The 26,068-nt window shown below is 52.0% G+C and carries 31 protein-coding genes, 1 tRNA gene and 1 pseudogene; all 33 read left to right on the top strand.

Translation table 11 applies throughout. The features are described 5' to 3' along the window. Positions 1 to 32: 32 nt before the first annotated feature. The 33 genes and pseudogenes from FDX24_RS05605 (at position 33) to FDX24_RS23650 (ending at position 26,067) form a co-directional block, all read left to right on the top strand. On the top strand, positions 33 to 482 hold the full coding sequence (locus tag FDX24_RS05605; RefSeq protein ID WP_137363955.1) for a DUF1367 family protein: 450 nt from the start codon (positions 33 to 35) through the stop codon (positions 480 to 482). A 10-nt stretch (positions 483 to 492) separates the two neighbouring features. Then, positions 493 to 954 carry a hypothetical protein gene (locus tag FDX24_RS05600; RefSeq protein ID WP_137363954.1) on the top strand — a complete coding sequence of 154 codons (462 nt, stop codon included), beginning with the start codon at positions 493 to 495 and terminating at the stop codon, positions 952 to 954. Beyond that, on the top strand, positions 951 to 1,634 hold the full coding sequence (locus FDX24_RS05595; protein WP_137363953.1) for a DUF1133 family protein: 684 nt from the start codon (positions 951 to 953) through the stop codon (positions 1,632 to 1,634). The genes FDX24_RS05600 and FDX24_RS05595 overlap by 4 nt, the downstream gene beginning before the upstream one ends. Before the next feature lie 219 nt (positions 1,635 to 1,853). Beyond that, a tRNA-Asn gene (locus tag FDX24_RS05590) sits at positions 1,854 to 1,927 on the top strand. Between the two features lie 351 nt (positions 1,928 to 2,278). Then, positions 2,279 to 2,482: an HP1 family phage holin gene (locus tag FDX24_RS05585; protein ID WP_080762982.1), complete on the top strand. Its 204-nt coding sequence runs from the start codon at positions 2,279 to 2,281 to the stop codon at positions 2,480 to 2,482. Next, the gene (locus tag FDX24_RS05580; protein ID WP_137363952.1) at positions 2,454 to 2,948 is read left to right on the top strand and encodes a lysozyme; all 495 of its coding nucleotides are present in this window, start codon (positions 2,454 to 2,456) and stop codon (positions 2,946 to 2,948) included. Before FDX24_RS05585 ends, FDX24_RS05580 begins: the two co-directional genes overlap by 29 nt. Further along, positions 2,945 to 3,406, top strand: a complete 462-nt coding sequence (locus FDX24_RS05575; protein ID WP_137363951.1) for a lysis protein — start codon at positions 2,945 to 2,947, stop codon at positions 3,404 to 3,406. The genes FDX24_RS05580 and FDX24_RS05575 overlap by 4 nt, the downstream gene beginning before the upstream one ends. Positions 3,407 to 3,606: 200 nt before the next feature. Next, positions 3,607 to 4,134 (top strand): Rha family transcriptional regulator, encoded by a 528-nt coding sequence (locus tag FDX24_RS05570; RefSeq protein WP_137363950.1) that lies wholly within the window; start codon positions 3,607 to 3,609, stop codon positions 4,132 to 4,134. A gap of 106 nt (positions 4,135 to 4,240) precedes the next feature. After that, entirely contained in the window at positions 4,241 to 4,984 is a 744-nt protein-coding gene (locus FDX24_RS05565; RefSeq protein ID WP_137363949.1) for a hypothetical protein, read from the top strand. Between the two features lie 3 nt (positions 4,985 to 4,987). Further along, complete coding sequence (locus FDX24_RS05560; protein WP_137363948.1) at positions 4,988 to 6,319, top strand: terminase large subunit domain-containing protein; 1,332 nt, start codon at positions 4,988 to 4,990, stop codon at positions 6,317 to 6,319. Positions 6,320 to 6,330: 11 nt separating this feature from the next. Further along, entirely contained in the window at positions 6,331 to 7,752 is a 1,422-nt protein-coding gene (locus FDX24_RS05555) for an anti-CBASS protein Acb1 family protein (protein WP_137363947.1), read from the top strand. Beyond that, positions 7,749 to 8,573 carry a hypothetical protein gene (locus FDX24_RS05550; RefSeq protein ID WP_137363946.1) on the top strand — a complete coding sequence of 275 codons (825 nt, stop codon included), beginning with the start codon at positions 7,749 to 7,751 and terminating at the stop codon, positions 8,571 to 8,573. Before FDX24_RS05555 ends, FDX24_RS05550 begins: the two co-directional genes overlap by 4 nt. A 12-nt stretch (positions 8,574 to 8,585) precedes the next feature. Then, entirely contained in the window at positions 8,586 to 10,238 is a 1,653-nt protein-coding gene (locus FDX24_RS05545) for an NUDIX domain-containing protein (RefSeq protein WP_137363945.1), read from the top strand. A gap of 15 nt (positions 10,239 to 10,253) precedes the next feature. Next, positions 10,254 to 11,114: a hypothetical protein gene (locus FDX24_RS05540; RefSeq protein WP_137363944.1), complete on the top strand. Its 861-nt coding sequence runs from the start codon at positions 10,254 to 10,256 to the stop codon at positions 11,112 to 11,114. 16 nt (positions 11,115 to 11,130) lie between these two features. After that, a complete protein-coding gene (locus FDX24_RS05535) occupies positions 11,131 to 12,162 on the top strand; it encodes a DUF2184 domain-containing protein (protein WP_137363943.1) in 1,032 nt (343 codons plus the stop codon). Positions 12,163 to 12,229: 67 nt separating this feature from the next. Then, entirely contained in the window at positions 12,230 to 12,712 is a 483-nt protein-coding gene (locus FDX24_RS05530) for a hypothetical protein (protein ID WP_137363942.1), read from the top strand. After that, on the top strand, positions 12,709 to 13,137 hold the full coding sequence (locus tag FDX24_RS05525) for a hypothetical protein (protein ID WP_137363941.1): 429 nt from the start codon (positions 12,709 to 12,711) through the stop codon (positions 13,135 to 13,137). The genes FDX24_RS05530 and FDX24_RS05525 overlap by 4 nt, the downstream gene beginning before the upstream one ends. After that, positions 13,134 to 13,568 carry a hypothetical protein gene (locus FDX24_RS05520; protein WP_137363940.1) on the top strand — a complete coding sequence of 145 codons (435 nt, stop codon included), beginning with the start codon at positions 13,134 to 13,136 and terminating at the stop codon, positions 13,566 to 13,568. The genes FDX24_RS05525 and FDX24_RS05520 overlap by 4 nt, the downstream gene beginning before the upstream one ends. After that, positions 13,552 to 14,493, top strand: coding sequence for a hypothetical protein (locus FDX24_RS05515; protein ID WP_137363939.1), 942 nt, complete (start codon positions 13,552 to 13,554; stop codon positions 14,491 to 14,493). The genes FDX24_RS05520 and FDX24_RS05515 overlap by 17 nt, the downstream gene beginning before the upstream one ends. A 4-nt stretch (positions 14,494 to 14,497) precedes the next feature. Then, complete coding sequence (locus FDX24_RS05510; RefSeq protein ID WP_137363938.1) at positions 14,498 to 15,892, top strand: hypothetical protein; 1,395 nt, start codon at positions 14,498 to 14,500, stop codon at positions 15,890 to 15,892. 3 nt (positions 15,893 to 15,895) lie between these two features. Continuing rightward, a complete protein-coding gene (locus tag FDX24_RS05505; RefSeq protein ID WP_137363937.1) occupies positions 15,896 to 16,333 on the top strand; it encodes a hypothetical protein in 438 nt (145 codons plus the stop codon). 2 nt (positions 16,334 to 16,335) lie between these two features. Then, on the top strand, positions 16,336 to 16,935 hold the full coding sequence (locus FDX24_RS05500) for a hypothetical protein (protein WP_137363985.1): 600 nt from the start codon (positions 16,336 to 16,338) through the stop codon (positions 16,933 to 16,935). A 123-nt stretch (positions 16,936 to 17,058) separates the two neighbouring features. Continuing rightward, on the top strand, positions 17,059 to 18,879 hold the full coding sequence (locus FDX24_RS05495; protein WP_137363936.1) for a hypothetical protein: 1,821 nt from the start codon (positions 17,059 to 17,061) through the stop codon (positions 18,877 to 18,879). After that, positions 18,879 to 19,604, top strand: a complete 726-nt coding sequence (locus FDX24_RS05490; protein WP_137363935.1) for a hypothetical protein — start codon at positions 18,879 to 18,881, stop codon at positions 19,602 to 19,604. Before FDX24_RS05495 ends, FDX24_RS05490 begins: the two co-directional genes overlap by 1 nt. Beyond that, positions 19,601 to 19,876 (top strand): hypothetical protein, encoded by a 276-nt coding sequence (locus FDX24_RS05485; protein ID WP_137363934.1) that lies wholly within the window; start codon positions 19,601 to 19,603, stop codon positions 19,874 to 19,876. The genes FDX24_RS05490 and FDX24_RS05485 overlap by 4 nt, the downstream gene beginning before the upstream one ends. Then, positions 19,876 to 20,895 carry a hypothetical protein gene (locus FDX24_RS05480; protein ID WP_137363933.1) on the top strand — a complete coding sequence of 340 codons (1,020 nt, stop codon included), beginning with the start codon at positions 19,876 to 19,878 and terminating at the stop codon, positions 20,893 to 20,895. Before FDX24_RS05485 ends, FDX24_RS05480 begins: the two co-directional genes overlap by 1 nt. Then, positions 20,892 to 21,608, top strand: a complete 717-nt coding sequence (locus tag FDX24_RS05475; protein WP_137363932.1) for a hypothetical protein — start codon at positions 20,892 to 20,894, stop codon at positions 21,606 to 21,608. Before FDX24_RS05480 ends, FDX24_RS05475 begins: the two co-directional genes overlap by 4 nt. After that, a complete protein-coding gene (locus tag FDX24_RS05470; protein ID WP_137363931.1) occupies positions 21,605 to 21,937 on the top strand; it encodes a hypothetical protein in 333 nt (110 codons plus the stop codon). The genes FDX24_RS05475 and FDX24_RS05470 overlap by 4 nt, the downstream gene beginning before the upstream one ends. Next, positions 21,934 to 23,352 carry a ubiquitin-activating E1 FCCH domain-containing protein gene (locus FDX24_RS05465; protein ID WP_137363930.1) on the top strand — a complete coding sequence of 473 codons (1,419 nt, stop codon included), beginning with the start codon at positions 21,934 to 21,936 and terminating at the stop codon, positions 23,350 to 23,352. The genes FDX24_RS05470 and FDX24_RS05465 overlap by 4 nt, the downstream gene beginning before the upstream one ends. A gap of 1 nt (position 23,353) precedes the next feature. Next, the gene (locus FDX24_RS05460; RefSeq protein WP_137363929.1) at positions 23,354 to 24,058 is read left to right on the top strand and encodes a hypothetical protein; all 705 of its coding nucleotides are present in this window, start codon (positions 23,354 to 23,356) and stop codon (positions 24,056 to 24,058) included. Between the two features lie 58 nt (positions 24,059 to 24,116). Next, complete coding sequence (locus FDX24_RS05455; RefSeq protein ID WP_137363928.1) at positions 24,117 to 25,034, top strand: lysozyme inhibitor LprI family protein; 918 nt, start codon at positions 24,117 to 24,119, stop codon at positions 25,032 to 25,034. A gap of 10 nt (positions 25,035 to 25,044) precedes the next feature. Further along, positions 25,045 to 25,134 (top strand): annotated as a pseudogene (locus tag FDX24_RS05450) (phage repressor protein); the annotation flags it as partial. Between the two features lie 93 nt (positions 25,135 to 25,227). Continuing rightward, positions 25,228 to 26,067 (top strand): hypothetical protein, encoded by an 840-nt coding sequence (locus FDX24_RS23650; RefSeq protein WP_252362808.1) that lies wholly within the window; start codon positions 25,228 to 25,230, stop codon positions 26,065 to 26,067. Position 26,068 lies beyond the last annotated feature (1 nt).

Raw genomic sequence — 26,068 nt, 5'->3', positions numbered from 1 at the left:
AGCAGAACGCAAATACGCGCAGGAGGTAATTATTGCAAATCGACCTGGTTAAACACCCGGGCGGCGTATTCTCTCCAGCAAACGAAACAGACCTCGATCGACTCCAGCGATTCAAAAACGGCGAAACCTACGTAGCCGAAATCAAACTCACCAGAAACCCCGCGCATCATCGCAAAGCCTTTGCATTCTTCCAGTTCTGTTATGACCACTGGACATCAGAAAACACTGGTTACGAATGCTCAGACGAACACACGCAGAAAGAAGAGTTCCGGAAGAACCTAACCATTCTCGCCGGATTCTATGACGTGGTTACGACGATACGCGGGGAAACAAAGGTGAGGGCTAAGAGCCTGGCATTCGCATCAATGGATCAGGAAGAGTTCGAGCGCTGTTACAGCTCGCTGATTAACGCCGCCATAAAACACGTATTCGCCGGTACAACCGACCCGGCAATACTCAACCGATTACAGTCATTCTTCTGAGGGGGAAGCTGTGGCACTTAAACGTGATAAATACGACGCAATATTTTCCGAACTGGTTCGTGAACGCGCTAACTGGTGCTGTGAAAACTGCGGTCGTAACTTCAGTGACAACCACGCATTACTTCATTGCTCTCACATTAACGGACGCCGTCATACTGCAACGCGCTGGCACCCTATGAATGCGTTGTCCCATTGTGTTGGTTGCCATCGAAAACTTGGTGAGGAACCAATCCAGTTTACTCGTCACGCTGAATACGAATACGGCGTAATGACCATTGAGCAGATATCCCGAGCCGCTCTGCACCCAATGAAGGTCAAGCCGTGGCAGAAAGAGGAACTTTACCAGTACTACAAACAGGAACTGGCAAGACTGAAGCATCTACGCAACACTGGCGTATTAGGTCGTATCGAATTCACCGCGCCTGACTGGTATCAGCAGAACATCACTTTGCGTATGGGAGAGGCCGCATGACCCGAACCGATATCGAAAAATACCAGAAAGCATCGGTACTGCGTGCCGATCCTGAATGTTCATGGATGAAGTTAGCTTCTGTACCGCGCCGCTCATATCTTGGGAAATATCGTCGCCTGACTCCTGCGCAAAGTCGGTGGGTTCGTTCGCTATTAGGACTTTGGGGTAGAGAGTTTGGTGGTAGTGACACCTCATATCTGTCTGGCGGTGGTGGTATGTGGTCGATGATACTCACTGGATGGACAGGTGAGCAGCAGGAGAGGATTACTACTGTTCTCGCTGGTCTCCGCAAGATGGGATATTCAGGAGATCAGCTTATCATGCAGGCAAAAGCTATCATCTGGCCTAAAAAGTCTCTATCTGATTTGATGGGAAATGCTGCTGATGAAGAAGAGGCCGAATTCATGGAGCGGATCATCCTCAAATCATTCGCCAAAAACAGCATCGTCTACGAAATCGGAAAGGACTATTACACATGGCGCAAGACCATTAACGACATGGCCCGTTGGATGCAGTATCACCACGCACCTTTTTTGACTGAAAAGCAGTGTATCGATCGCGTTCGTTGGTGTATCGAGTTGTTCAATTCTGCTGTCTTCTTCACGTTAATTGCAGAACTTGGTATCGAAAATAAAGAAACTTGCAAAAAAGACTTGAAAACAAGTTTTGAAGATGCATAATTACTGTATGCTCGGACGTCGAAGGCGAAAGAGCGAGGTGGTGAGGCAAAAGAGGCGGCTCTCACCACTGAACCGCCTAGTTGGTATCTTCGACGCATCGTCTGGTACTCCAACCGTAGAGGGCTGAGAGGTTCTCCAAGACCTGAGTAATCAGGCCGCCATCTGGATGATGGCGTTGTTATTCGAAGCCTCGCCATCGTGCGGGGCTTTTTGCATTCAGGGTCAGAAGCACAGAGGTTTGCGATCGGCTGTTAACCGATTGGTCGAAGGTTCGAATCCTTCCTGTCCCGCCAAATCCCTACCAGGACCATAAGAGCGAAAGCTCAACGCACCACCCTCATCTTGCCAGCATCGCCGCTGGCTTTTTTAAAGCGCATTACCACCAAGAACCAGACCCAACCAACTAATTGCTGAATATCTGTGGCTACGGTGGTCTAGTGCGCTTCAAAAAAGAAAACCCAGCACATGGCTGGGATTCGTGAAGATGGGCGGCAAGAGACTGCGCAAACAGCCTCCTGCCTGATTTGCTCATGCCTTTAGTCACGAACAAACCACGTTACTGATAAACGTATCCTGGATTTGTTCAAGCGACCATCATCCCTATTCCTAATTTGAACAGATCCCCATCCTCTTGGGGGCAGAGCATGATCCGTATGGATAAAATCAGAGAATGGCTCAGTTACTGGTTTGGAGGCCTAACAACTATGGGTGGCGTTCTTTCCCTTAACGACTGGGCAGTAATTATTGGCATCACCTGCACCATAGGCACATTTGGTGTCAATTGGTACTACAAACGCAAAGAGCGAGAGGATCGGCTAAATGGCAATGTCTCCGGCGCTCAGAAATAAAATTGCTGCCAGTGTCGGCGGCGGTGCAATCGCAATTGCCACAGTTATGATATCCGGAAAGGATGGGCTTGAAGGTCGTGAGTATGTGGCCTATCGAGATGTTGTTGGAGTGCTGACTGTCTGTGATGGTCACACCGGATCCGACATTATCACCGGCAAGCGATATACCGATAAAGAATGCGATGCACTAACCCGGAAAGATTTAACGCGCATTGCCGCTCAGGTTGATCCGCATATCAAAGTGCAGACCACTGAAACACAGCGAGCTGCAATCTATAGCTTCGCTTACAACGTCGGCGCTACCGCAACCATCAACTCCACCCTACTGAAGAAACTCAACGCGAAAGATTACGACGGAGCCTGCTCTGAGCTTAAACGTTGGGTATATGCAGGTGGCAAGAAGTGGAAAGGCATGATGAACCGTCGCGACGTCGAGTATGAGGTTTGTACCTGGAGTCAGAAATGAGCCGGTTAACCGCAATCATCATTGCCGTTGTCGTCTGCATCATCGTGTCGCTATGCTGGGCTGTTAATCACTACCGCGACAACGCCGCCGAATACAAGAAGCAGCGCGATGAGAAAACTCGGGCGCTGAATCTGGCTAACGCCACCATCAAAGATATGCAGGTGCGCCAGCGCGATGTAGCTGCACTGGATGCCAAATACACGAAGGAAATGGCAGATGCGAAAAAGCAGCTTGATGATTTGCAGCGTTGCGTTCGTGATGGCAAGTGTGGGTTGCGCATCAACGCCAAATGTCCAGCGAACGGAGCGACCAGCACCGGCGGCATGGGCAATGCTTCCACCCCCAGACTTACTGAGTCCGCTGAACGGGATTATTTCACCCTCAAAGAGCGAATCGACACAGTGACGAAGCAGGTCGGCTATTTGCAGGAATACATCAACACGCAGTGCCTGAAATGATTCGCCATCCAAATAACACAGCCTGACTTCGGTCGGGCTTTTTTATGCAGTAAATCCCCGCGCACCGCAATGCGCAACTAACCACACCGAATCCGAACCCTTTGATATGAGCCTTCGAAGAAGTCAGTTAGTGCTGGCGAGCCTTCGGTGGGCTGATTTCTATTGCGGCGAAGGTTCATATCAAAGTAAGGAAGTACGCTATGAAAGAAGCAGTTGTAGTCCATGAGTTCGATTTCTCAAAGATGGTTATGGCCATCCAAGGTAAGGCGTTCACAACCAGTCAAAAGATCGCTGATTACTTCGGCAAACGTCATGACAACGTACTGAGAAAAATCAGGCAGGTTAAGTCTGAGTGTCCGCCTGAATTTGCTGCCCTCAATTTTGAGGAGGCTGATTTCATTGATAAAAATGGAGATGCGCAGCCAATGTTCAAGCTGACTAAAGACGGCTATATGCTAGTCGTTATGGGCTTTACTGGCGCTGCCGCCACTCTCATCAAAGTTAGATACATACAGGCATTTAACTGGATGGCAGATCAACTTACGCGCTGGCATGAAATGGGAGAGCAGGCCCAGCACCGCCATGCGTTAAAAGTCGCTAAGTCAGAAGTGAAGGCCCGCATCGGAAGCAAAATGATGAATGCTCGAAAGAGAGAAAAGAAACTGCTTGCGCTGGAGTTTGACCAGATCCTCTCGCTTACACAGCCAAAGTTGATTTTTACTGAATAGCGCCAAGGGACAAAAATGTCCTTTGAGAGCCACTTTCACAACGGCTCTCCATTACAGAAGCTCTTCACTGAAGGGCTTTGATAATGTCAAAGTTAGGTGATTCAACATGGCTAAACCGGACTGGGGAGCACTGCAAGACCAGTTCCTCGCCGAACATGCTAAATCCGGTATTTCCCCAAAAGACTGGTGTGAAGCGCAGGGACTGAATTACGCCAGCGCAAAGCGCTATATCAAAGTTACGAATTACGGTGCGAATTCGCAGAAAGGAACTGTGAAAAAAAGTGCGAATTCGCAGAAATCAAAAGAAGGCCAGCAGGGTCGCAAGCCGAAAGAGCCCAGTAACTGCGAATCTTCCAGGGGCGCAAATTCTGGAGGTGCGAAACCCGAGAAGAAAAGGCGGGGCGGCGTAAGAAACTTTCCCCCTTTCCAGACCGGTAATCAGCACGCACTCAAACATGGTGGTTACGGTCGCCGCATGCTTCTATCCGATTCTGTTACGGAAGACGCCCAAGCGCTGACGCTCGACGATGAGTTGTTCTGGCTGCGCGCTGCGAACCTGACGGCGGCGGAGAATATCGGGCGCTGGCAGGCTGAGCTGGAGCTGGCAACGAATGAGAAGGAAAAGGAACTGCACTCCCTGATTTCTTCTGCTGAAAAGGCCATGCACCGCAACACGCAGCGCATTGAGTCGCTGGAATACACCAAAGGATCGATAGAGAAGCTTCGCGTCGATGCAGCTTACCGCGAGCGTGCCACTGAGAAAGTGGAAATGGAAATAGACATCATGAAGGACGGCGACAGCGACAACGCCATCGTCGTGCACAACACCCTGCCGATACCTGGAAGATAAATCATGGCCGACATTTACCTCCCGACGCTGCATGACGGGCAGTTAACGGTATGGTCTGACGCATGGGATCATCAACTTAACGCGGTTCGATGCGGTCGACGCTGGGGTAAAACGTTCATGCTTTCCAGCGCCGCGGTGACCTATGCGACAGCGCCGTTTAAACGCCCGGGCATGGACATTGAACTCGGCGGGCGTGTCGGTATATTCACTGCTGAGTATCGCCAGTATCAGGAGATCTACGACAAGCTCGAAGAAATCCTGTTGCCGCTGAAGAAAAGCTTCAGCCGCCAGGAAAAGCGCTTGCTGCTTAAAAACGGCGGGAAGATTGACTTCTGGGTCACCAACGACAACAAACTTGCTGGTCGTGGACGTGAATACGAAATCATCCTGATAGACGAGGCGGCATTTACCAAGTCACCTGAGATGCTGAAGGAGATCTGGCCAAAGTCGATCAAGCCGACGCTGCTGACGACAAAAGGCCGGGCTTACGTATTTTCTACGCCAGACGGGGTGGACGAGGAGAACTTCTTCTACGCCATCTGTCACGATAAGAACCTTGGCTTTATCGAGCACCACGCACCAACATCCTCGAACCCGTTCGTTCCCCCGGAAGAGCTGGAGAAGGAACAGGCGAACAATGACCCGCGCGTGTTCCGCCAGGAGTTTCTGGCCGAGTTCGTCGACTGGTCCGCCGCTTCGTTGTTCGATGTCCGCAAATGGTTCGAGGGCGAAAATCAGGATCAGCCTGTTGATTACCCTGAAATATGTCAGGCCGTCTTCGCTGTCATGGATACCGCTGTCAAAGGTGGTTACGAGCATGACGGCACGGCGGTTGTGTATTACGCCGTCGACACCCGGCCAGGTATTCAGCGCCTCACCATTCTCGACTGGGATGTGGTGCAGATTGACGGCGCGCTGCTGGAAACGTGGATGCCGTCGGTATTCGAACGGCTCAACGAGCTTTCCGGCCAGTGCGTTGCTGTAAACGGAAGCCTCGGCGTGTTCATTGAAGACGCCAGCATGGGCAGCATCCTGTTGCAGAAAGGCGAAAGCCTGGGATGGCCAGTAAACAAAATTGAATCCGCCCTGACCAGCAAAGGAAAGGACGAGCGCGCCATCATGGCATCCGGTTATCACTACCGTGGTCTGGCGAAAATATCCCGATACGCCTACGAGAAGACAGCAGTCTTCAAGGGCGAGACAGCAAACCATCTGCATAAGCAGGTTTCCCGATTCCACCTTGCCGACAAGAAAGCGCATAAGCGCGCAGATGACCTGCTCGATGACTACACCTACGGGCTGATCATTGCCTTCGGCAGCGGCGACGCACTCTGACGAGAAAACCAATGAACGAAGACGATTTCGAAATCGGCAGCTGCTCTCCAGAGTTGATGGCATTGCTGGACAGCGACGATATTCAGCCTGGTTCCTCGGCTGGGTATCAAGCCTGCAAGACGATTTACCTTTTTCACCCCTTGGGCGGCAAGATGGTGGATCGCCCTATTAAAATGGCGATGAATGAGCCTCGCACCGTTCATGTTGCCCAGTCCTATGCACTTGAACAGCGGCTGCGCGATGCTTTCGAGCGCGAATGGAAAGACATTGGCGCTGATCGACATATCGCCAATGCTGCCCGCATATCGCGAATTTACGGTGTCTCAGCCATAGCAATGCTGGTGGATAATCAGGAACCAAATACCTCTCTGGATTTCAGGACGCTGTATAAGCACAACCTGAGTTTCAATATTCTGGATCCTCTGAATACCGCCGGCAGCATCGTTCTAAACCAGGACCCTAACGCTCATGATTTCCAAAAAGTCGACGGAATCAGAGGGGCGGGAAAGCCGTATCACAAATCGCGCTGCGTAGTGGCACAGAACGAGGATCCTATTTATCTCGCGTACAACCCAGCAGCATTCGGTTTCACAGGCCGTAGCGTTTACCAGCGCGCATTATTCCCTCTGAAATCATTCATCCAGACCATGCGCACCGATGACATGGTGGCGGTGAAAGGTGGATTGCTGATAACCAAGATTAAAAACGCTGGCGCTGTTGTTAATAAAGTTATGCAGGCATTGGGCGGCATCAAACGCATGATGCTGAAACGCGGTAAGACTGGCGAAGTTTTGCAGATTGGTGAAAACGATACGATCGAATCCATCGACCTGAGCAACCTTGAAAAGCCACTTGATTCTGCGCGTAAGCACATTCTGGAAAATATTGCCGCAGCTGCTGATATGCCTGCCATCATCCTCAACTCTGAGACGTTCGCCCAGGGTTTTGGCGAAGGAACCGAGGACGCGCGTTCTGTTGCTGTCTATATCGACAATATCCGTGAATGGCTCGATCCCCTGTACGATTATTTCATTCGGGTTTGCCAGTATCGCGCATGGAGTATTGAGTTCTTCCAGTCTTTGCGATCGGATTTCCCGGAGCTGAAAAACACGTACAGTCTCTATTTTGCGCAATGGATTAACAACTTCGAATATCGCTGGCCTTCCTCTCTGAAAGAGCCGGAAAGCGAGAAGGTGAAGGTCGACGAAACGCGCTTTAAGGCGATTGTCAGCATGCTGGAAGTGGTGCTGCCGCAGCTAACAGCGGACCCAGAAAACCGCGCGACGCTTATCGAGTGGGCGTGTGAAAACGCCAATGCCAACGAGAACCTATTTCCTCAGCGTCTTAATCTCGATTACGACTCTCTGAAGGACAACCCGCCTCCGTCACGAGCGGAAGATAGAGGGCCGCCTGGCGACGGTATGATGCTATGAATACCTTCACTAGAACCGTTAGAGACGCGGTGAAGTTCTTTCTTCAGCACGGTTTTTCATCGCGTGAAGAACTGGAGCGATGGCAGAGCGTTATCAGGCAGGCGGCTGAGGGGGAAACAGCAGGTGATTATGCCAGCATGGTTTCCCGAAACCTGACACATGCCTATGACTTGCAGATCTACCGGGCTGGTGCCCTTAAGCGTCATCCTGGTATATCTCTCTTCACTATCAATCACCTTGAGCCCAGGCTCAGGGCAGAGCTTGACCGGCGCATTATGGCCAGCGTCGATCTGATATCTCTGAACCGCAAAAAGGCGGTAGATACCACGCTGTCCCGCTTCAGTGGTTGGGCAAGCAGCATCCCCTCTGCCGATACCATTGCGTTGTCCGGTATTCAGGGAACGATGATGGAGACGGCAAAGCACATTCAGAAGTCTGCCGAACAGATGGACTATGAAGCGCGCCGGGTGATGATTGACCAGAACCACAAGCTGATCGCAAACATCGATAACGTGATTGCGACCAGTAATAACGCGATTGCAGCGATTTGGCACAGCCACTGGCGCCGACCGGGTTACAACTATCGTGAAGATCACAAAGAACGTGACCAGCTTTATTACCTCATTCGCGGTAATTGGGCACAAAAAAATGGCTACGTCAAAGTCGGCCCTGCCGGGTATCTCGACGGGATCACCCAGCCGGGTGAAGAGGTCTTCTGCGATTGCTATGTGACCTACATCTACAACCTCCGCAGCATTCCTGAATACATGCTTACCCAGAAGGGGCAGAAGTTCATGGAGTCGATGAAGAAAGCAGCATAGGAGCATTAAAACGTGGCTATTTTTGGCAGCGGGATAATGTTCCGTCAGGGTAAGTTCGTCTTCCTGATCCAGCGTTCGGATGATGGTACGTGGTGTCAGCCAGGCGGCACGGTAGAGCCGGGCGAGCTGGCTATTGATACCGCGCGCCGAGAGGTGCTGGAAGAGGTGGGTTATCAGTACGATGGCCCGCTTACTCCGCACAGCGTATACGGCGATTATCTGACGTTTCGCGCCGAAGTACCGGAGAGGTTCGAGGCGAAGCTTAACGACGAATCGCTGGCCTCCGGATGGTTCCACATTGACGATCTGCCAAAACCGCTTCATCGGCCCTTCGCTGAGATGCTGGCGCAGCAGGCGCTCAATGAAACTGAGGTAGGCGCGCTTATCGCTGACGGTACGTTAAGCAGCCCGCAGTACTTTATCAACATGTGGATGTTCGCGATCCGGGTGACCGGTACAGGGGTTACCTGGCGTTCCGCAGATCAACAGATGGCCTTCCGTAACCCGGATGACTATCTCACCCCAGAGTTTCTCCAGCGAGTTGCCGGTGTACCGCTTGTCTGGCTGCACCCGGAGAAAAACAAGCTCGATAGCGATGAATTTGCGAAGCGTGTTATCGGCACACTGACGAACAGTTGGGTTGCAGATAATGGCGAGGTCTGGGCCATTGCCCGGGTGTACGACGCTGAAGCCGCCGAAATTATGGCGACACATCAGCTGAGTACCTCGCCAACCGTCACGTTCAGCGAAATGCAGGACTCAATCATCAAAATCGACGGTCAGCCTCTATTGGTGGAAGGTTCCCCGGTATTGCTCGACCACGTTGCAATTTGTGAACAGGGCGTATGGGACAAGCTCCTTGCCCCTACTGGTGTTAAATCTGATTCCATTTCTAATGAGGCTGAAACGATGGACGATGAAAAAATCGTAGCGCTAATCAACAAGGCGATTGACGCACGCATGGCTAAAGCAGACTCCGAGGCCAAAGAAGCCAAAGAGAAGGCCGATGCCGAAGAGGCAGCTAAGAAAGAAAAGGCTGATGCTGAGGCGAAAGAGGCCGAAGAAGCAAAGGCTGCTAAGGAAAAAGCAGATGCTGACGCAAAAGCCAAGGCAGACGAAAGCGAACTTAAAAAACTCGAGCATGAAGCAAAAGGCGAAGACGACAAGCTGGAACGCGAGCGTAAAGAACGCGAGAAAGCTGACTCTGAAATGTCCGACCTTCGCAGTCAAATGGCTGATCTTAAATCACGCATTCCAACCGAGTTGAGCGATGAAGAGCGTAACGAAGTAGCCGACGCGCAGGTGAAGGCAGATAGCGTGTTCTCCTGCTTCGGCAAGCGCGCTCCGGTGCCACTGTCTGGGGAAAAGCCTCTGGCATATCGCCGCCGCCTGATGATCCAGTTGCAGGAGCATTCTCCTGACTTCAAGGCTGTCGACCTGTCATCAATTGCTGATTCCGCGCTGCTTGGGTTTGCTGAAAAGCAGATCTACGCCGACGCGCAAAAATCGGCAAGCCTGTCTGTTGGCCCTGGCATGCTGCGTGAAATTAAACGCCCTGATGCGACCGGTCGCCAGATCAGCACTTTTGAAGGCGATCCTGCTGCCACCTGGGCTCCGTTCCAGTCCGGCAAACGTCAGGTCACCTGTTTCAACAACCAGGCTTAACGGGAGCTCTCAAGCATGGCTAATTTATCTCTAAACCCGATGGCAACCACGAACGCGCTGGGTTCCTTCGGTGTGCAGTCCGACGGTTATATCCAGGGCGTGGCGCTTGATGACCCGGCCAACCGCTTTAATCTGGCGGCGGGCACTGTGGCGGCAACGGAAAGCAAACCACTGTGGGGTGGTCTTCCGGTTGCTGAGCTTCTGCCTGGTACCAGTTCAAGCCCGCGCGGTTCATACATCCGTCGTGCTGTGTCGGTTGCCGAGCTTGAAGGCTTCACCGTCTTCAATCAGGCTCACAACGGCCTGACTACTCCGCAGTCACCGGTTCCGCTGTACGCCTCCGGCATGAGCGTTTCGTTCTACCGCCTGGGCTCTAACATGCGCGTTCCGCTGAAAGCTTCTGCGCAGGTTGTTGCGCTTGGCACCTCTGGCGCCTCAGTAAAGACGCCGCTGGCTTGGGATTTCGTGAACAACCAGATCACCACCGCGGCGGCGGCCGGTTTCGCTGGCTCTGATATTGCGACAACTGCTGTGACCTATGCCAATGGCGTGGCGACAGCCGTCACTGCATCAGCGCACGGACTGACTGCTGGTCAGTACGTAAAAATCAGCGGCGTTGCCCCTGCTGCGTACAACGGCACCGTGGTCGTGCTGTCAGTCGTGAACGCAACAACCTTTACCTACGCACCGGCAACTGCACCAGGCGGCGCTGCAACTACGCAGGGCACCATCGGCGCAGTTACGCTTTCCGACATCACGCTGCCGGTAAAAGTGCTCGCTATCGAATCAGGCAACTCCAAGACTGTCAGCTATGACAGTTCGACGGGCTTCCTGACCTGGAACAACACCGACAGCTGCGCGCTGGTCTTACTTTAATCGGGAGCTGAATTAAATGGCTGCAATTACCCCCAGCTACACCATCGTCAATCCGTCGTATATTGCGCCGGAGATGATTCTTGGTTACCAGCAGGCGTCAGGTGCGTTCGAAACCATCGCCAGCGGTAACCCGCAAGTCCGTCTCGGCGTGGGCGACCAGTACGTCTACATGCGCCGCCTGGACATTCGCACCCAGACCACGTCCAGCCAGTCCGGTAACGGTAACCAGCTGCCGAGCGTGGCGCTGGATGCTAAGATGATTTCAACCCCAACCTACCTGTTCCGCTGCCGTGGTATCTACGATCACCATGACCTGGCCGCTGCCGGTAACTGGAACTTTGCACTGCCGGAAGCTCAGCGCCTGGGCATGCGTCAGGGCATCTTCCAGCAGCTGCGCTCTGCTCTGCTGTACGGTATGAACCCTGCTGGAGGTGAAGGACTGTTGAACACTGCTGGAGCGACTACCGAGTCCCTACCTCCAGACAGCAACAGCAACGCCACGGTGCTGACCTATGACCACGGACAGATGGCGGTATATCTGCTTAGCCACGTGCAGGCAGCTCTGACCCGCACCATGCAGTTGGGGCGCCAGCAGCGTGTAGTTATCTTGGGTCCGCAGCGCGTCCTCGGCGCCATGGAGATTCAGCAGATCGTCCAACTGACTTCTTACCAGCGTCCTGGTGGTGGTACTGATACCGTCGGCGGCACGGTGAAAGAAGTGCTGAAGGGCGCAAACGTCCAGGTTGACTGGGTGTATGACGATACCCTGATCGGCGCTGGTGCTGGCGGTACTGACGCGGTGGTGATCACTATCCCTGAGGTCGAGGTGCCAATGGTCAACTCGACTGTAAACACCAACGAATTCGCCAAGCTGACCCCGTCTCTTGCCGCGAACGCGCTGATGTTTACCGACATGGCCGCTCCGCGAGAAATCCCGACGCCGATCGCAGGTGGTGCCATTGATGTTCTGTCCGAAATGCGTTCAACCGCAGGCTGGGCTGTTCGTCCGGAAGCAATCACCATCCTGTCCATGGCGTACAGCGCCTGATCCATTCTTAGAAGTGGTTAAGCCTCTGCCGGGGAAACTCAGCAGGGGCTTTTTTACGAGGGTAACAATGAAACTCTATATCGCTAACACTACCAAGCAGCGCCAGATTTTCGCTTATCGCAAACTGGAGACCGGCCGCCTTATTCAGATCCCTATTAACCACGGCGATCAGATGATGGTGCTGGATGGCTCAACTGAAGAAGTTGATGCAGTGGTTCAGCATCACCAGGTTTACGGGCTGGTTGATTCGACCAAAATCGACCAGAGTCAGGCGTTTGTCGGCCTGTGCTACAGCCTTAACAAGCCTGTATCAGCGTCGGTAATCGAAAAAGCAATCCGCGATAACGACATTCACCTGACGCGTGGTGCCCACGGTAGGCGCCAGGCATCCGTAGCTGCTCTGGATAGCGCACTGCGTGACAGCGGTACCGGTTATTCCGGCGAGATGGAAGTCAGCGCTGAGCAGGCGAAAGGCCGAGAAGACAATGAAGACACTCCTACGGTTAACGAAACAATCGTGACTAAACAATCCGGGAGAAAGAAAAAATGACAACGAGCCTGTCGGGATTCATCGAATTCGTTCGAACTGACATGGGCGTGACCGCCGCGCAGGTTCCCGACGACTCGCCGTCTTTCACCCTGGCGTATGGCGGCGCGGTAGAGTGGGTAAACCCTGATATCGCGTGCGTCACGCCGAACCTGTACACCGTTGCCGTGTACAACCTGGGCGCGTCTTTCCTGGTCAACTACGGTACCGAATCGGTATTTGCCGAGTTCAGGAGAGAGTTTGGCCTGAATAATTTCAAGGCCGGCGTGATTACTGGTGCCGGGGATAACTCAACCAGCGCTCAACGCCTGGTCCCGGACTTCTTCAAAGACCTGTCGCTGGCTGACCTGCAGATGCTGCAGGACCCGTGGGGACGCCGGTACCTTATGATTGCCCAGCAGTTCGGCAGCCTGTGGGGGCTGTCATGATCACCTTCCATCTTGGGGTGATTGATGTTCCGTACGAGGACGAGAACACCACAACCGGAGACGTCGCCGAGTATCTGGAGGAAAAGTACCAGATCATGCAGACGTTTTTCGACAGGTACAGCAACGACATTGCTGACCTGATGGCGAATGACATGGCTGCGTCGCTTGAGAATATGATGGCTGGCGCGCCGCCTTCCAGAGACCCTCTGGCAGAGTCGATGTCACGGATCCATGACCTGTTTGTCGCCTTCCTCGACAACACCGAAATGAACGGATTGCCAGGCGTTCCTACGCGCCGAGCGCTGGATGGTATATCCCGGCGATTCAAAAACAAAAAAGGGCCGCCGCGTCCGTCATTCATTGATACCGGAACCTATCAGGCCGCGATGCGCGCCTGGGTGAGCGGGGTGCTAAATGCCTTCCCTGAGTGAATTACAACAGACTGCAAAAACCGAACTTAACGCCACGCTGACGCAGGGTCTTGACGACCTTAGCCGCTTCCAGGTGGTAACGTTCACGAAGTATATCCGTAAGGTTCTGCCCCTCGATGGGTTCGTTTTCTGGGTAAAAGCATCAGTCTTGTCGGACGACCCCAGCAGCGAGCCAGACACGGTAGACGTTAAAGGCTATCTGCACCTCACAACCGAAACAATCCAGGACGATGAGCAGCTCTACGACCGCAACGTCGTTACGTTTACTGCGCAGGCCGATATAGACCCATTCAACGATATTGGATCGGACGTCCTGTACATCGGCGAGTTCTTTGGCATTCAGTTTTCCTTCTCCAGGTGCACCGGGCTGAACGAACCGGCCAACCTCTACCACTACACAGGGGAGGCCATATTCCCTTACATGAGATCGCAGATCATCAACTCCGCTGATGACATCGACCTGTCTGATGTGGTGGTTTCGAGCTCATTGCCGTTATGGCTGGCTCTGAGCAAGTACATGCCGATGTTCCCGGCCATGCTGTCGACGCAGAACCTTTCACCGCCGTACGCAACTGTGAAGTGCAGCAACACCGCGCCGATTGCCGGGAGCTTTTATCTCGATGAGCAGCAAAACCAGTATCAGCTGGTTTCCGAGGATGTGACGATCTCCATCACTGGCCTGCGTAATGCCGGGGTTGAGGATTTCCTCAGGTACGTGCAGCAGTACACGCTCGGCGATGACGCGGAAATGGGCGTGATGAATATCCCGGTCGTTCAGGACGAGCGCGTCACGCAGAACGAGCTGAACATCATCGCCATGAGAAAAACAATCAAGTTCAAAGTCAACTATTACCAGCAGCGCATGCGGAACGTCGCGCGCAAGCTGATCACGTCAGCGATTCCGTCCATTTACCCGGAGAAATAAATAAATGGCAATTGTTAACATTAACGTCTCGGTGACAAATCCACCGAAGCCCTCTCAGCTGCTCAAATCCGGCGCGATGATCTCCATGGGCGGAACAACACTGGCGGAAGGCGAGTATCAACTCCTGACGACAAAAGACGATCTGAAGGCTATTACTTCGCCGGCTAAAACCATTTCCACGATTGCCTGGGCAACTGGTGTTGTTACCGTGACCCTATCAGTAGCGCATGGATGGAACGTTGGCGACACTATCCCGCTGGTTGTCTCTGGAGTTAACCCTTCAGCATATAACCGCGCCGTAACCGCCACTGTGACCACTTCCACCGCCTTCACTTATCCGCTGGCGACAGATCCGGGAACGGCAACAGTCATGGGTACGGTGAAAACCGTAGCGGAAAACGAAATCATCGAGATGAACACGACGTTCTGGGCTCAGGGAACTACCCGCGCAGTCTATGTGCTGGAGCTGGGCGATGTGTCTGTTGCTGCTGCCGTAGCAGCACTGGCTGACTTCATCGATGAGGATATTTCGCTGGGTAACACTTACCAGAAATTCTTCTCATACCTGACGCCGCGAGAATGGGGCGACGAGCCGACGTTTAAAACCCTGACAGGACTGTATACCAGCCCAGCGTCACTGGTTTATTTCTTCATCACCACTACTACCGCCACTTATCCGGACTGGGTCGCCACCAAGAACAAATCTGTGTGTGCAGGCGTGGAGTCGCCAAATATCCCTGCTGGCGAGTTTTCCATGGCATTCCCGTTCCAGTCATCTCTGGCAAACGATCCTGGCTCTTCAAATATGGTACCGCCGATGGCGTACCGCTTTGGCTACGGCGTAACCGAGTACCCGGTAGAAGGCAATGGCACGTTGCTGAAGCAGCTCCAGGACAACAGCATCAACTACGTCGGCACCGCCGCGGAAGGCGGGCTGAGCAACAAAATGCTGGTGGCAGGCCACATGCTGGACGGCAATCCGTTCAACTACTGGTATTCCGTGGCATGGACTGCAATCAACCTTGAGCTCGACCTGGCAAACGAAATCATCAACGGGTCAAACACCACTGTTAACCCGCTGTACTACGAGCAGAACGGCATCGACCGCCTGCAGCGTCGCGCGCTGAAGACGCTGCGCAACGGCATCAGTTACGGCCTGATCCTCGGCCGCGTGATTGGTACCGCACTGACGCAGCAGGACTTCAATACCGAGTACGAGAAAGGCACGTATGCCGGGAACGCGGTGATCAACGCCGTGCCGTTCGCGAATTACACCAGCCTGAATCCGTCCGATTACGCCGCGGGCAAATACGCTGGACTGAGCGCCGTAATGACACCGCGCCGCGGCTTCGAATCCATCACGTTTAACGTGAACGTAACCAACTTTGTAGGGGCGTAAAAAATGGCAAACCCATTAGTACCGCAGGGATTCCTCAATCGTGTACGCGGCGCGGTGTCGGTAACCGACTCGCCAGAATTAAACATCACGGCCCCTTATCTTGGTAAGGACGCTATAAGCTTACGCCCTGATGGCCCGGCCACGGACATTCTCCCGACGCTGACCGGCACTGTTGGCAGCCAGGCGCCATATCAGCAGGTAACAGCGACTGTCCATATGCTGCGCACCCAGGGCCTGAGCGATAGCTACAAAAACCGCTTCGCCACCGATACGGCACTGGGTGAGGTGGTGATCACCCCTGACGCGAAAACGCTGAGCAATTTCACCGTGCTTAACGCTTACCTGGTGAACTTCAACGAACTGCCTTTTACCGGTATGGATGCCGGGTATGTGGTGACCATCAGCGGTTATATCCTGGCTAACGACAATATGTGGGTCTGATTGTGAAAATAGACAAAAAACTCAACCTGGTAACAAACATCACCCGGGATGACGGTTCAATCGTGTACTTGCATGTGACACCGTTCCCGTATGAGGTGGTTGAAGAGCACTGCCTTCTGCTGGGTAACCTGTTCACAAACTTCATCTCACAGGTCGGCGGCCTGGGCGCGGCGCGCGTTGCCGCGATGATGCTCCGTAAAAAGCTACAGCGCGAGCAGGAGCTGAGAGACGAAGCTAACCAGCAGGCCCCAACCCAGCAGGCCCCAACCATCGTTGACGAGATCCAGCGTCTTACGTCTGTTGTCTGGAATGACTGCGGAACCTGGAAAACTGCATCTTTCGAAGTCGCGATGAAGCAGGGGATCATCTCTCCTGACGAATACCGAGAGGTTGAAGGTGAGGTGGTTTTTTTTATGGTTTCCTCTGCCATTCAGAAAGCTCATCTGATCGCCCCGACGGTGGGATCAGTGATCGGCATGTTCGGTGGGCAACTCGTATCATTGAGCGTTACGGCGTTCCGAGATTCCTTGCAGATGTCGAATCCTCATACCGATACCGAGACCCCGAATGCCCAGCCGGAAACGTCGCATATACCCTCCTAGACTGGGCGTCAAATGAGGGATTCTGGCGGGTAATCAGGGAAATTACCGGCGAAGAGTTCGCCAGCCCGGCGCAGTACCGCCAGCGTTACATCATTTCCGCGCTAAAAGACAGGGGTTCCTTCAATGGTGGCTAAGTCTATTGTCGATATTGACGTAAATGACGACAAGTTTGTCGCGTTTATGGATAAGTTTAAAGAATATCAGGCTGCACTTGAGGACCTTCCTGAAGCATGGCGCGGGCTGGCGCATGGTGCCACGGATGCCACTAAAGAGACGGCAAAAGCAAAAACAGAGGGTGACCTTCTGGCTAAAGCTTTTTCTGAGGGGGCAAGCGCGATTCTGTCGATAAACAGCGGGCTTGATCGTCTTACCGATAGCCTGGACCGGGCTAATAAAAGTCAGGAAGACTTCAACAAGAAAACCCGATCATCAAAGGGGTTTTTGAGTGACGCCACGAAAGACGCGAAGTCGCTGGCCGGACACATCAGGGATGCAACCACAAGCCTGCTTTCATGGGGTGGTATCGTCGGCCTGTTCACCGGTGTACTGGGTGTAGGCGGTCTTTTTGGGCTTAACCGACTGGCTGCCACAACTGGTTCTCAGAGATTCACATCGCTCGGGATCGGGACAAGCATCGGTGCGCTGGACTCGACAGCCATTAACTACCAGAAGGCACTCGGTAACCCGACAGCAACGCTGGGCGCTATTCGTGACAGCCAGATGGATTTGTCAAAGCGCTGGCAGTTCCAGGCTATGGGCATTAACAACCCTGACCAGGACCCGGCGAAACTTCTGCCGCAGATGATTCGCAATGCGCGAGACATCTTTGTCAAAAACGGCAGCACCCTGCAGGGAGCTAACGCCTACGGCCTGACGAACTTTTTCAGCCTGGATGACCTGAATCGCTTTAAAAACATGAGCGATGAAGAAATCGATGCGATGGAGCGCCGGGCGCAAAAGGATGCGAAGTTACTACAGATCACTGATCAGCAGGCGAGGCAGTGGCAGGACTTCAACGTCCAGCTTGATTACAGCGGGCAGAGCATCCGTAACACGTTTGTGCGCGGGCTTGGGCCGCTAACCCCGCAACTGAGCAAGCTTTCTGACGCCCTGGCTGGCGCAATCGACACAGTGCTGCAGTCCCCGGAGTTGGGTAAGTGGATTGACGGACTGGCTGGCGGTATTGAGCGATTCGGAAATTACCTGGCGTCGCCCGATTTCACCAAGGATGTTGACAGTTTCATGGCTGGCATTGAAAAGCTTGGAGCCCTCATCGGGAAGGTTTACGACTGGGTTGTGGGTAAAACCGATATCTCAGTATCGGATGTGACGTCAGGATCCTCAATACTTAGCGACAAGAAAGTCACAGACCCGAAGACCGGGCAGACTTACATGCCGGGTTCTGAAGATGACCCGCGGGTTTGGGGGTGGCTGAAGGGTGTTAAGCGCTTCTTCTCCAGTGGCGATGTTCAGCCTGTAGACCCAACCCCTGCTGATGTCTCCGCGAAAGGCAGGACGATCGCCGACCGTTTCAATAACCCGACCAACCTTCGCTGGGCTGAGGGGTACGGAACGCACAACACGCAGAGCGGGAAATTTGCTGTCTTCCCTACGCTCGATGAGGGCGTGCTGGCGTCGGCGAAACAACTTCAAATTTATGGCACCCGCGGCATCAACACAGTCAGCGAAATAGCGAAAAAATGGGCTCCTTCGAACGAGAACGATACGGCGGAGTACATTCGCCACGTCGTTAAAACGACCGGGCTTGGCGCTAACGATAGGCTTAACCTCAACGATCCTGCAATTCTGGCAAAACTCATTTCCGCCATGTCCACGAAAGAGGGGGCTGGGAACCGGGTTAGCGAGGGCGCGGTTATCCAGATATTCAACAACACAGGCGGCAATGCCATCGTTTCATCATCACAGCTTGGAGTGACTGGATAATGGCATTTACTCGCGAACTCTACCGGCTCGGATTTGAAATATCCCCAGTCATCCTCTGCAATGGAGTTGCGGAGGCTATACCAGGAGGCATGCTGCCGATAGTCGCGCTCACCCAGAGCGCCAGCTTTGTGACCGGGCTGATCGGTGGGGCAATAAACCTTACCGTTCTTGATAAATATTTCTGCCACTGGCGGCCTGTTCAGGGCGCAACGATGGTGGATTACGATATTGCTAAATACCCCTTCGCTAACCAGACTGTCGCGGCAAACGCGCTTCTTGCTCAGCCGTTGAGGGTCAGCCTGATGATGGACGCGCCAGTGAACGAGAATACTGGCACCATGACCAAACTTGTAACGCTGAGCGCGCTTCAGGCGGTGCTTCAGGCACATGCCAACCTGGGCGGCACTTACATCGTGGCCACGCCGTCAATTATCTACAACAACTGCATCCTGAAAACGGTCAAGGACAACTCATCCGGTAATGATCCGCTTCCTCAGCGGTCGTGGCTCTGGGATTTTGAGCAGCCACTTATTACCACCACTGATGCTGACAGGGCGGTTACAAACTTCCTAAAGAGAATAGACGCTGGGGATCCGAATAAAACACCTTCATGGACAAACACTGCATCATCTCTTGGTAATACCGCCTTGGGTGGCGCGGTAGCAAGTAGTGCGGAGGGCGTAATTGGACTGATAGGTAAGCTTCAGGGGGCGTTCGGGATATGAGTACCGTCAATTATCCATTTACCGGAAGAGAGCAACGTAGCGTGACGTTCTCACCAATTCTTGACGGGAACGTCTATACCTGCCAGATGAGGTGGAACATCGCCGCACAGCGTTGGTATCTGCTGATCACTGATAGCTCTGACAACACGGTCATGAATACCGCCGTCGTAGGCTCAACATCTACTGGAGGGATAAACCTTTTAAGTGGAGTTTTCTCATCGACGACCATGATCTGGCGCGAAAAGAACGGGCAGATTGAGGTAACGAACTGATGCGCTATTACGAAATTAACATTTTTGATGGCGAAACCTTAATCCAGCAATATTCCAGCCTCAAAAACGGAGTCTTTAATCCAGGCGCGCTGATGGTCGAGTTTGACATCATGCGCTTTGGCGAATCAACTCCAGCAGGGGAAACACATCTGACTGTGTGGGGTATTGGCCCCAAAGACATGCAGCAGGCAAGACAGAACCTCTACGGTAAGAGAATTCAGATCTTTGCCGGGATGTCGAAAGGACTTCCGCTGGCAGGCGTATGGGATAAAAAGCTTGCCATTGAGGGCACCATTTTTCAGGTTTTCGGCAACTGGCAGGGCACAGAGTTACGGCTGGACTTCATTATTGTGTCCGGACCGGTTAACACCACGGCCAGAGGTGAGATGGTTCCGCTACAGTTGACCATGCCATGGTCTACCGGGCAGAAACTTTCCATTGCGCTGACACAATGCGTCATGACGATGGGCGGATTTAGGCCGAACATCAGCATCAGCGACAGGCTAATCCTGAATTATGATCGCCCCATGTTTTGCGGATCCCTCACAGAGCTGGCAAAAAATCTGCGGGCATTTTCGCTGTCCCGTATCAAAGACCCAGGTTACACGGGCGTTGAAATTGCCGTGGTCAACGGCAACGAAATACGGGTGTGGGATAACGACTACGCCAATCACCCTGATCAGGGCTCAAAGACCAGCGCGACGGAAAGAAGCAAAAATCCTGTCCAGATAAAATTCAATGACCTGATCGGCCAGCCAACGTGGATCAGTTTTGGCGTTGTCAGTGTCATCTGCGTTATGCGGGCAGACCTGCAGACTGGCGACCACATCCTTATGCCGGAAAAGGCCAGGCCAATGATTCAGGCGTCTTCTTACTCGCAGTTTCGCGATGACTCGGCCTTTAACGGTGAATTCGTCGTTCAATCGGTGAGGTTGCTGGGTAACAGCAGGCAGCCAACAGCGGAAGCGTGGATCACCGTGATAGAGGCATACCCGGCGGAGGCGGTTAAGACAAAATGAGTGTTGACCAGAAGCTTAATTTCGGCCGGAACATGAACCGGTTTACTGAACAGAAGCTTAATGAGGCTTTTCAGGCGTCTGGGAAAATCCTGCCGGCCAGCATTGTTGAGCAGCAGGGAAACATGGTTACAGTGTCTTTCGAACTGCATGACACGCCATACGTTTTCCCAAATGTCACCATCCCAATTTTCGGTCCTCAGTACATCCGCTATCCGATGCAGCCAGGAGATAAAGGCATCGTCATTCCTGCTGATACCTATCTTGGCGGCGTTAGTGGGCAGGGCGGCGGTGTTGCTGACCTAACCCCTCCAGCCAACCTGAGCGCCCTGGTATACCTGCCGATCAGCAACACCGAATGGGAAGCCGTCGACGGGAACGTTGTCACTATCTACGGTCCTGAAGGTGTGACTATCCGTGACCAGGGAAGCAATACGACGTTTCTGTTAACACCGGACAGCGTGACAATCGCCGCCGTGGATCAGTTTAAGGTTACGGTAGGCAGCACGGTGCTAACTCTTACGCAGGGCATGTGGAGCATGATAGGAGAGAGCGGTAAGTTACAGGACTCAACCGCCAGTACCAGCCCTGAGATTATGCATATCGGTTGGGCCGCCCTGGTTTCATGGTTGAATTCTCATCAGCACTCAAACGGTAACGGCGGTTCAAACACCGGCGCCCCAACCACTACTTTCAACGGGAATATCACGCAATGAGAACCTACGGAAGAAACGCGGAGGGCAAGTGGGTACTGGTTGTGCCTGATGAAAACGGGTTCAACGACGCCATTTATCTTACGACGCTCATCCAGAATCTGAAGCTGGCGCCGCAGGAGTCACCATTTTTTGCAAATAATGGCATTCCGGCGCAGAGCTCCGTCATTCAGCAGGTGCTGCCCACCTATTATGTTGACAGGCTTCAACGGCAATTTAGCCAGTATTTCTCATCGCTGCAGATCGCCATGGTGAGTGATGACCCACCCGTCTACAACATTTCGGCGATAACGAACGCCGGTTCAAAAATTATCACAACGGTGAACGTATGAGTGATTTGTCCGTTAGCTATGACGCAGCCGGGCCCGTTCCGAAAACCTCCGAAGAGCTTCGTGCCGTTCTTGTTTCAAGAGCAACAGAGTTATCACCTGGCATCACGACAGACCTTCCTGGATCACTGATTGAGGATATCGTTGGCACTGACGTTGGCGCGCTACTCATTGCCGATCAGATTCGTGTCGACCTCATCAACTCAGTAGGTCCGCTGAAGGCGAATATGTACATGCTGAACCTGCTGGCTCAGCAGGCAGGCATCCCACCGCAAAAAACAGAGGGGTCGACAACTGTACCTGTCGTTTTTTACGGGCCGGTCGGGTTCGTAGTGCCACAGGGATTTTTGGTAAGCGATGGCACGTATACCTACCAGATCGCCGATGCGACATTGGTCCTTTCCTCGGGTGTCAGTTCAATGGTAACAGCCATTGCAACGAATACGGGCTCGTGGGCGGTTCCGGTAGGCTCTGTAAACCAGATCCTTACCAGTCTGCCGTCGGACATTACGCTGACCTGTACCAACCCAGTTGCCGGGACGCCAGGTGGCGAACCTGAAACCAATTATGAGTTTCGCGAGCGTGTCTGGGAAGCTCAGATGTCAACCGTTCAGGGTTATCCTGGCTTTATCCGTCAGAAGCTAACCGACCTGAGCAATGTTCAGGCCAGGCTGGTTTCTGTGGTTCAGAGCGGCAGTGCGTGGATTGTGATGTGCGGCGGCGGCGATATTTATGAGATGGCAGGAGCCATTTATAAATCAGCTGGCGACATCAGCAGGCTTAAAGGCACAGACCTGAATGTCACGGGCATTACCAATGCAAACCCTGGCGTTATCACGACTGACATCACCCACGGATTTAGCACCGGTCAGCTTATTAATATCACCGGCGTCACCGGAATGAGCGGCATCAATAACGTGCCTCTGACCATCACTGTGTTGAGCTCACGCACTTTCTCTATAGGCATTAACACATCTTCCTCAGGCAACTGGACAGGCGGCGGGGTCGTCACGCCAAATCTGAGAAATAACGTCGTGACAATAAATGACTGGCCTGATAACTATCTGATCCCTTTTGTTATACCGCTACAGCAACTGGTAACCATCAAGTTTGAATGGGCGACAGAAAGCGCTAATTATCTGACGGACGCTACAATCGCCTCCCTGGTATCACAGCCAGTGATCAACTATGTGAACGGGATATTTGCTGGTAAGCCGATGAACATCAATAACATTAAGGATGTATTCCTTCAGTCCATCAATGGAACGCTGGATATGAGCCTGATCTCGACCCTGAATGTTATTGTGACTGTGAACGGCGTTATCACAGGCGTTGACGCCGGTACGAATATAATCAGCGGTGACCCATATAGTTACTGGTTCATGGCCTCAAATGGGGTAATTGTCGACGGGATATAACATGCTGGAAGATATCATTAAATCATACCTGTATACGCAGTATAACGACGATGATGATCTCCAGGCATTCGTCACTGCGTATAACACCATGGCTCAGGAAATTTATTCATGGATGATTAATGCCAACCTTCCGATTTTTGTCGGCGGGTACAATGCTGGTGACCAGTTAAAATGGATAGCCAGGGGCATTTATGGCGTTAAGCCGCCGGTGCTTATCAGTGGAAAGCGGAGCGTGTTCGGCCCGTATAATGCCGTCCTGTTTAACCAGCTTCCATTCAACGGCAGAAAGGTTGTCAATCAGTCTGAGCAGGTTGTCGTTTCAGATGACCTGTTCAAACGCATAATGACCTGGAATTTCTACAAAGGTGATGGCTACTACTTCACAATCCCCTGGCTGAAGCGCCGCATCATGAGGTTTTTGACTGGCATTGATGGTGCCGATGTTGTTAACGACCAGAGGTGGAGTATATCGGTCTTGTTCTCAGGCTCTGGCGCGAGTATATCCATCATAAAGGGGTACAGAAAACTCACTGACACCTCAATGTTTAATAGCTTCGCTTTCAACTCACGCGCTTACAATCAGAAGAATAGCCTGCTTATAAAAAGCGATAATTATGAATATGCCGCTCTCTTCAAACAGGCCTTTGAAAGTGGTTTGCTTCACATGCCATTCTATCAGCCGGTTACTGTGACGATAGTTGGTTGAAGTTGCGTCGGTTCGGTGTAAAATTAATCCATCAACAATGGCATGTTTAGGTATTAAAATGGAAAAAACACTTTCTGTGCTAGCGCTTATATCCATAGGCGTATCGTTGCAGGCGAGCGGTGCTTCTTTTGATTGCAGTAAAGCCAAAAGCTTTTCGGAAAAAACTATTTGCTCCAGCCCCAAATTATCAAAATATGATGATGATTTAAAATATTTATATGCTAATGCGAAAGAATCCGTAAAAGATAGGAAGGCATTTTCAGAAATAACAAAAGCACTTTGGAACTCAAGGGAAAGGTGTAGCGATTATTCATGCGTTGATGAGTGGTATGATAGCGCGTTTGCTATTTACGGGGCAATAAAAGCTAAGGGTATTCCAGAAACAAATGGCATAACTGATATCGCAAGCACAACTGAAGCCTCTCCAGGTGAACCAGTCGCTGAAAATCAAAAAAGCAATTCTAGCAATAGTGGTGATGTTACCACTGTTAATCCTAAGGTTACTTATCAACTTAAAAATGAAGCTGCTTTTGTTGATGTTATAAAGAAATCAATGATCGATGCGAGCAATGCAAAAAATGATATGCAGATTGGAGGTGTTAAATCTGTCAGGGATAAGAGCATTTGCAGCATACTCAAGGTTAAGTCTGTATCGAATTGGATTGGTGAAGTTAAGAATATATCTGCAAACAGTGATGGGAAAGGAGTTATCGCATTAAGCCTGCCAAGCAATATAACAATAAAGACGTGGAATAATTCACTTTCTGACATCAGATCAAACACCCTTGTAGAACCTGGTACGGATGTGTTTAACAGTGCATCAGGACTAAATCCTGGGGATGTTGTTTATTTCTCTGGAACATTTTTTGATGACAAAGATAATTGCATTTTAGAAGCAAGTTTATCATTGTCTGGAAAGGTTAAAGAACCTGAGTTTATATTTAAGTTTAGTGATATCAGGAAGTATCGGGATTGAATTAATAACCCACTCAAACAAGCAGGTGGAGGCGTTCCGTTACAACGCTGAAGGCGTTAAAGCACTTCGCCATCTGATTCACTGCGCTGATGTTGCTTAACTAATTGATATATATGCAAAGCGTAAAAATGCGATCTTCAAAACCAAACCTCGCCTCGGCGGGGTTTTTTATTGCCCGAATCCCGGAGGATAAATGGCACTTCAACTTTTAGCTGCTAACAATGCCCAAAGCGTTCTTGCGGCGGGCATAAGCGCCTCAGCAACAACATTGACACTGAATACCGGGACGGGTTCTCTGTTCCCATCACCGGCGGCAGGAACAAGCTTCTTTAAACTTACGATTATCGATGCTGCCACAGGCACGCTTACTGAGATTGTTCACGTTACCGCCAGAAATGGTGATGTCTTTACTATTCAGCGTGGACAGGAGGGAACCGTCCCACGGGCATGGTCGGCTAATGACATTGTGGCGAACATGATGACGGCCGGAACGCTGTCCTACATCCTTGGTAACTTCCAGCCGCTCGATCCTACATTGACGGCGTTAGCCGCGTTAGTGGGCGTTGCGAATAAATTACCGTATTTCAACGGGGATGATACTGCTGCTTTGACCGACCTCACTCAGGTGGGGCGTGACATTATCGGCAAGAATACCACCGCTGACGTTATCTCATACCTTGGTCTGGGGGAATTGGTTCTGGCAGGAACAATGACAGGCGCTTTGGTAAGCACTGGATATCTGAAATTCCCTGCAATTATTGACGGCGTTAAGCGAACCGCGATAGCCCAGTGGGGGTTAGCCACAGGTACGACAGGGAAGATCGCAGCAACTTACGCAACTGCATTTCCTAATGCAGTGTTGCAAATTATTTGTTCTGTCGCTGATAAATCAGCAGGTAGTGGGGCTGTAACGCTGGCTGTCAATCAGGCTGATATAACTTCTGTAGCGAGCAGAACTACTGTAACTATAACACCAAGCAGTAGTGATTTTACTGGAACAACGACCGCACGATTCATTTCAATTGGATATTAAT

The sequence above is a fragment of the Citrobacter sp. wls716 genome, from assembly GCF_005280975.1.
Classification (GTDB): Bacteria; Pseudomonadota; Gammaproteobacteria; order Enterobacterales; family Enterobacteriaceae; genus Citrobacter; species Citrobacter youngae.
Note: the sequence above shows the minus strand (reverse complement) of the source record. Positions and strands in the feature narration are given on the sequence as shown.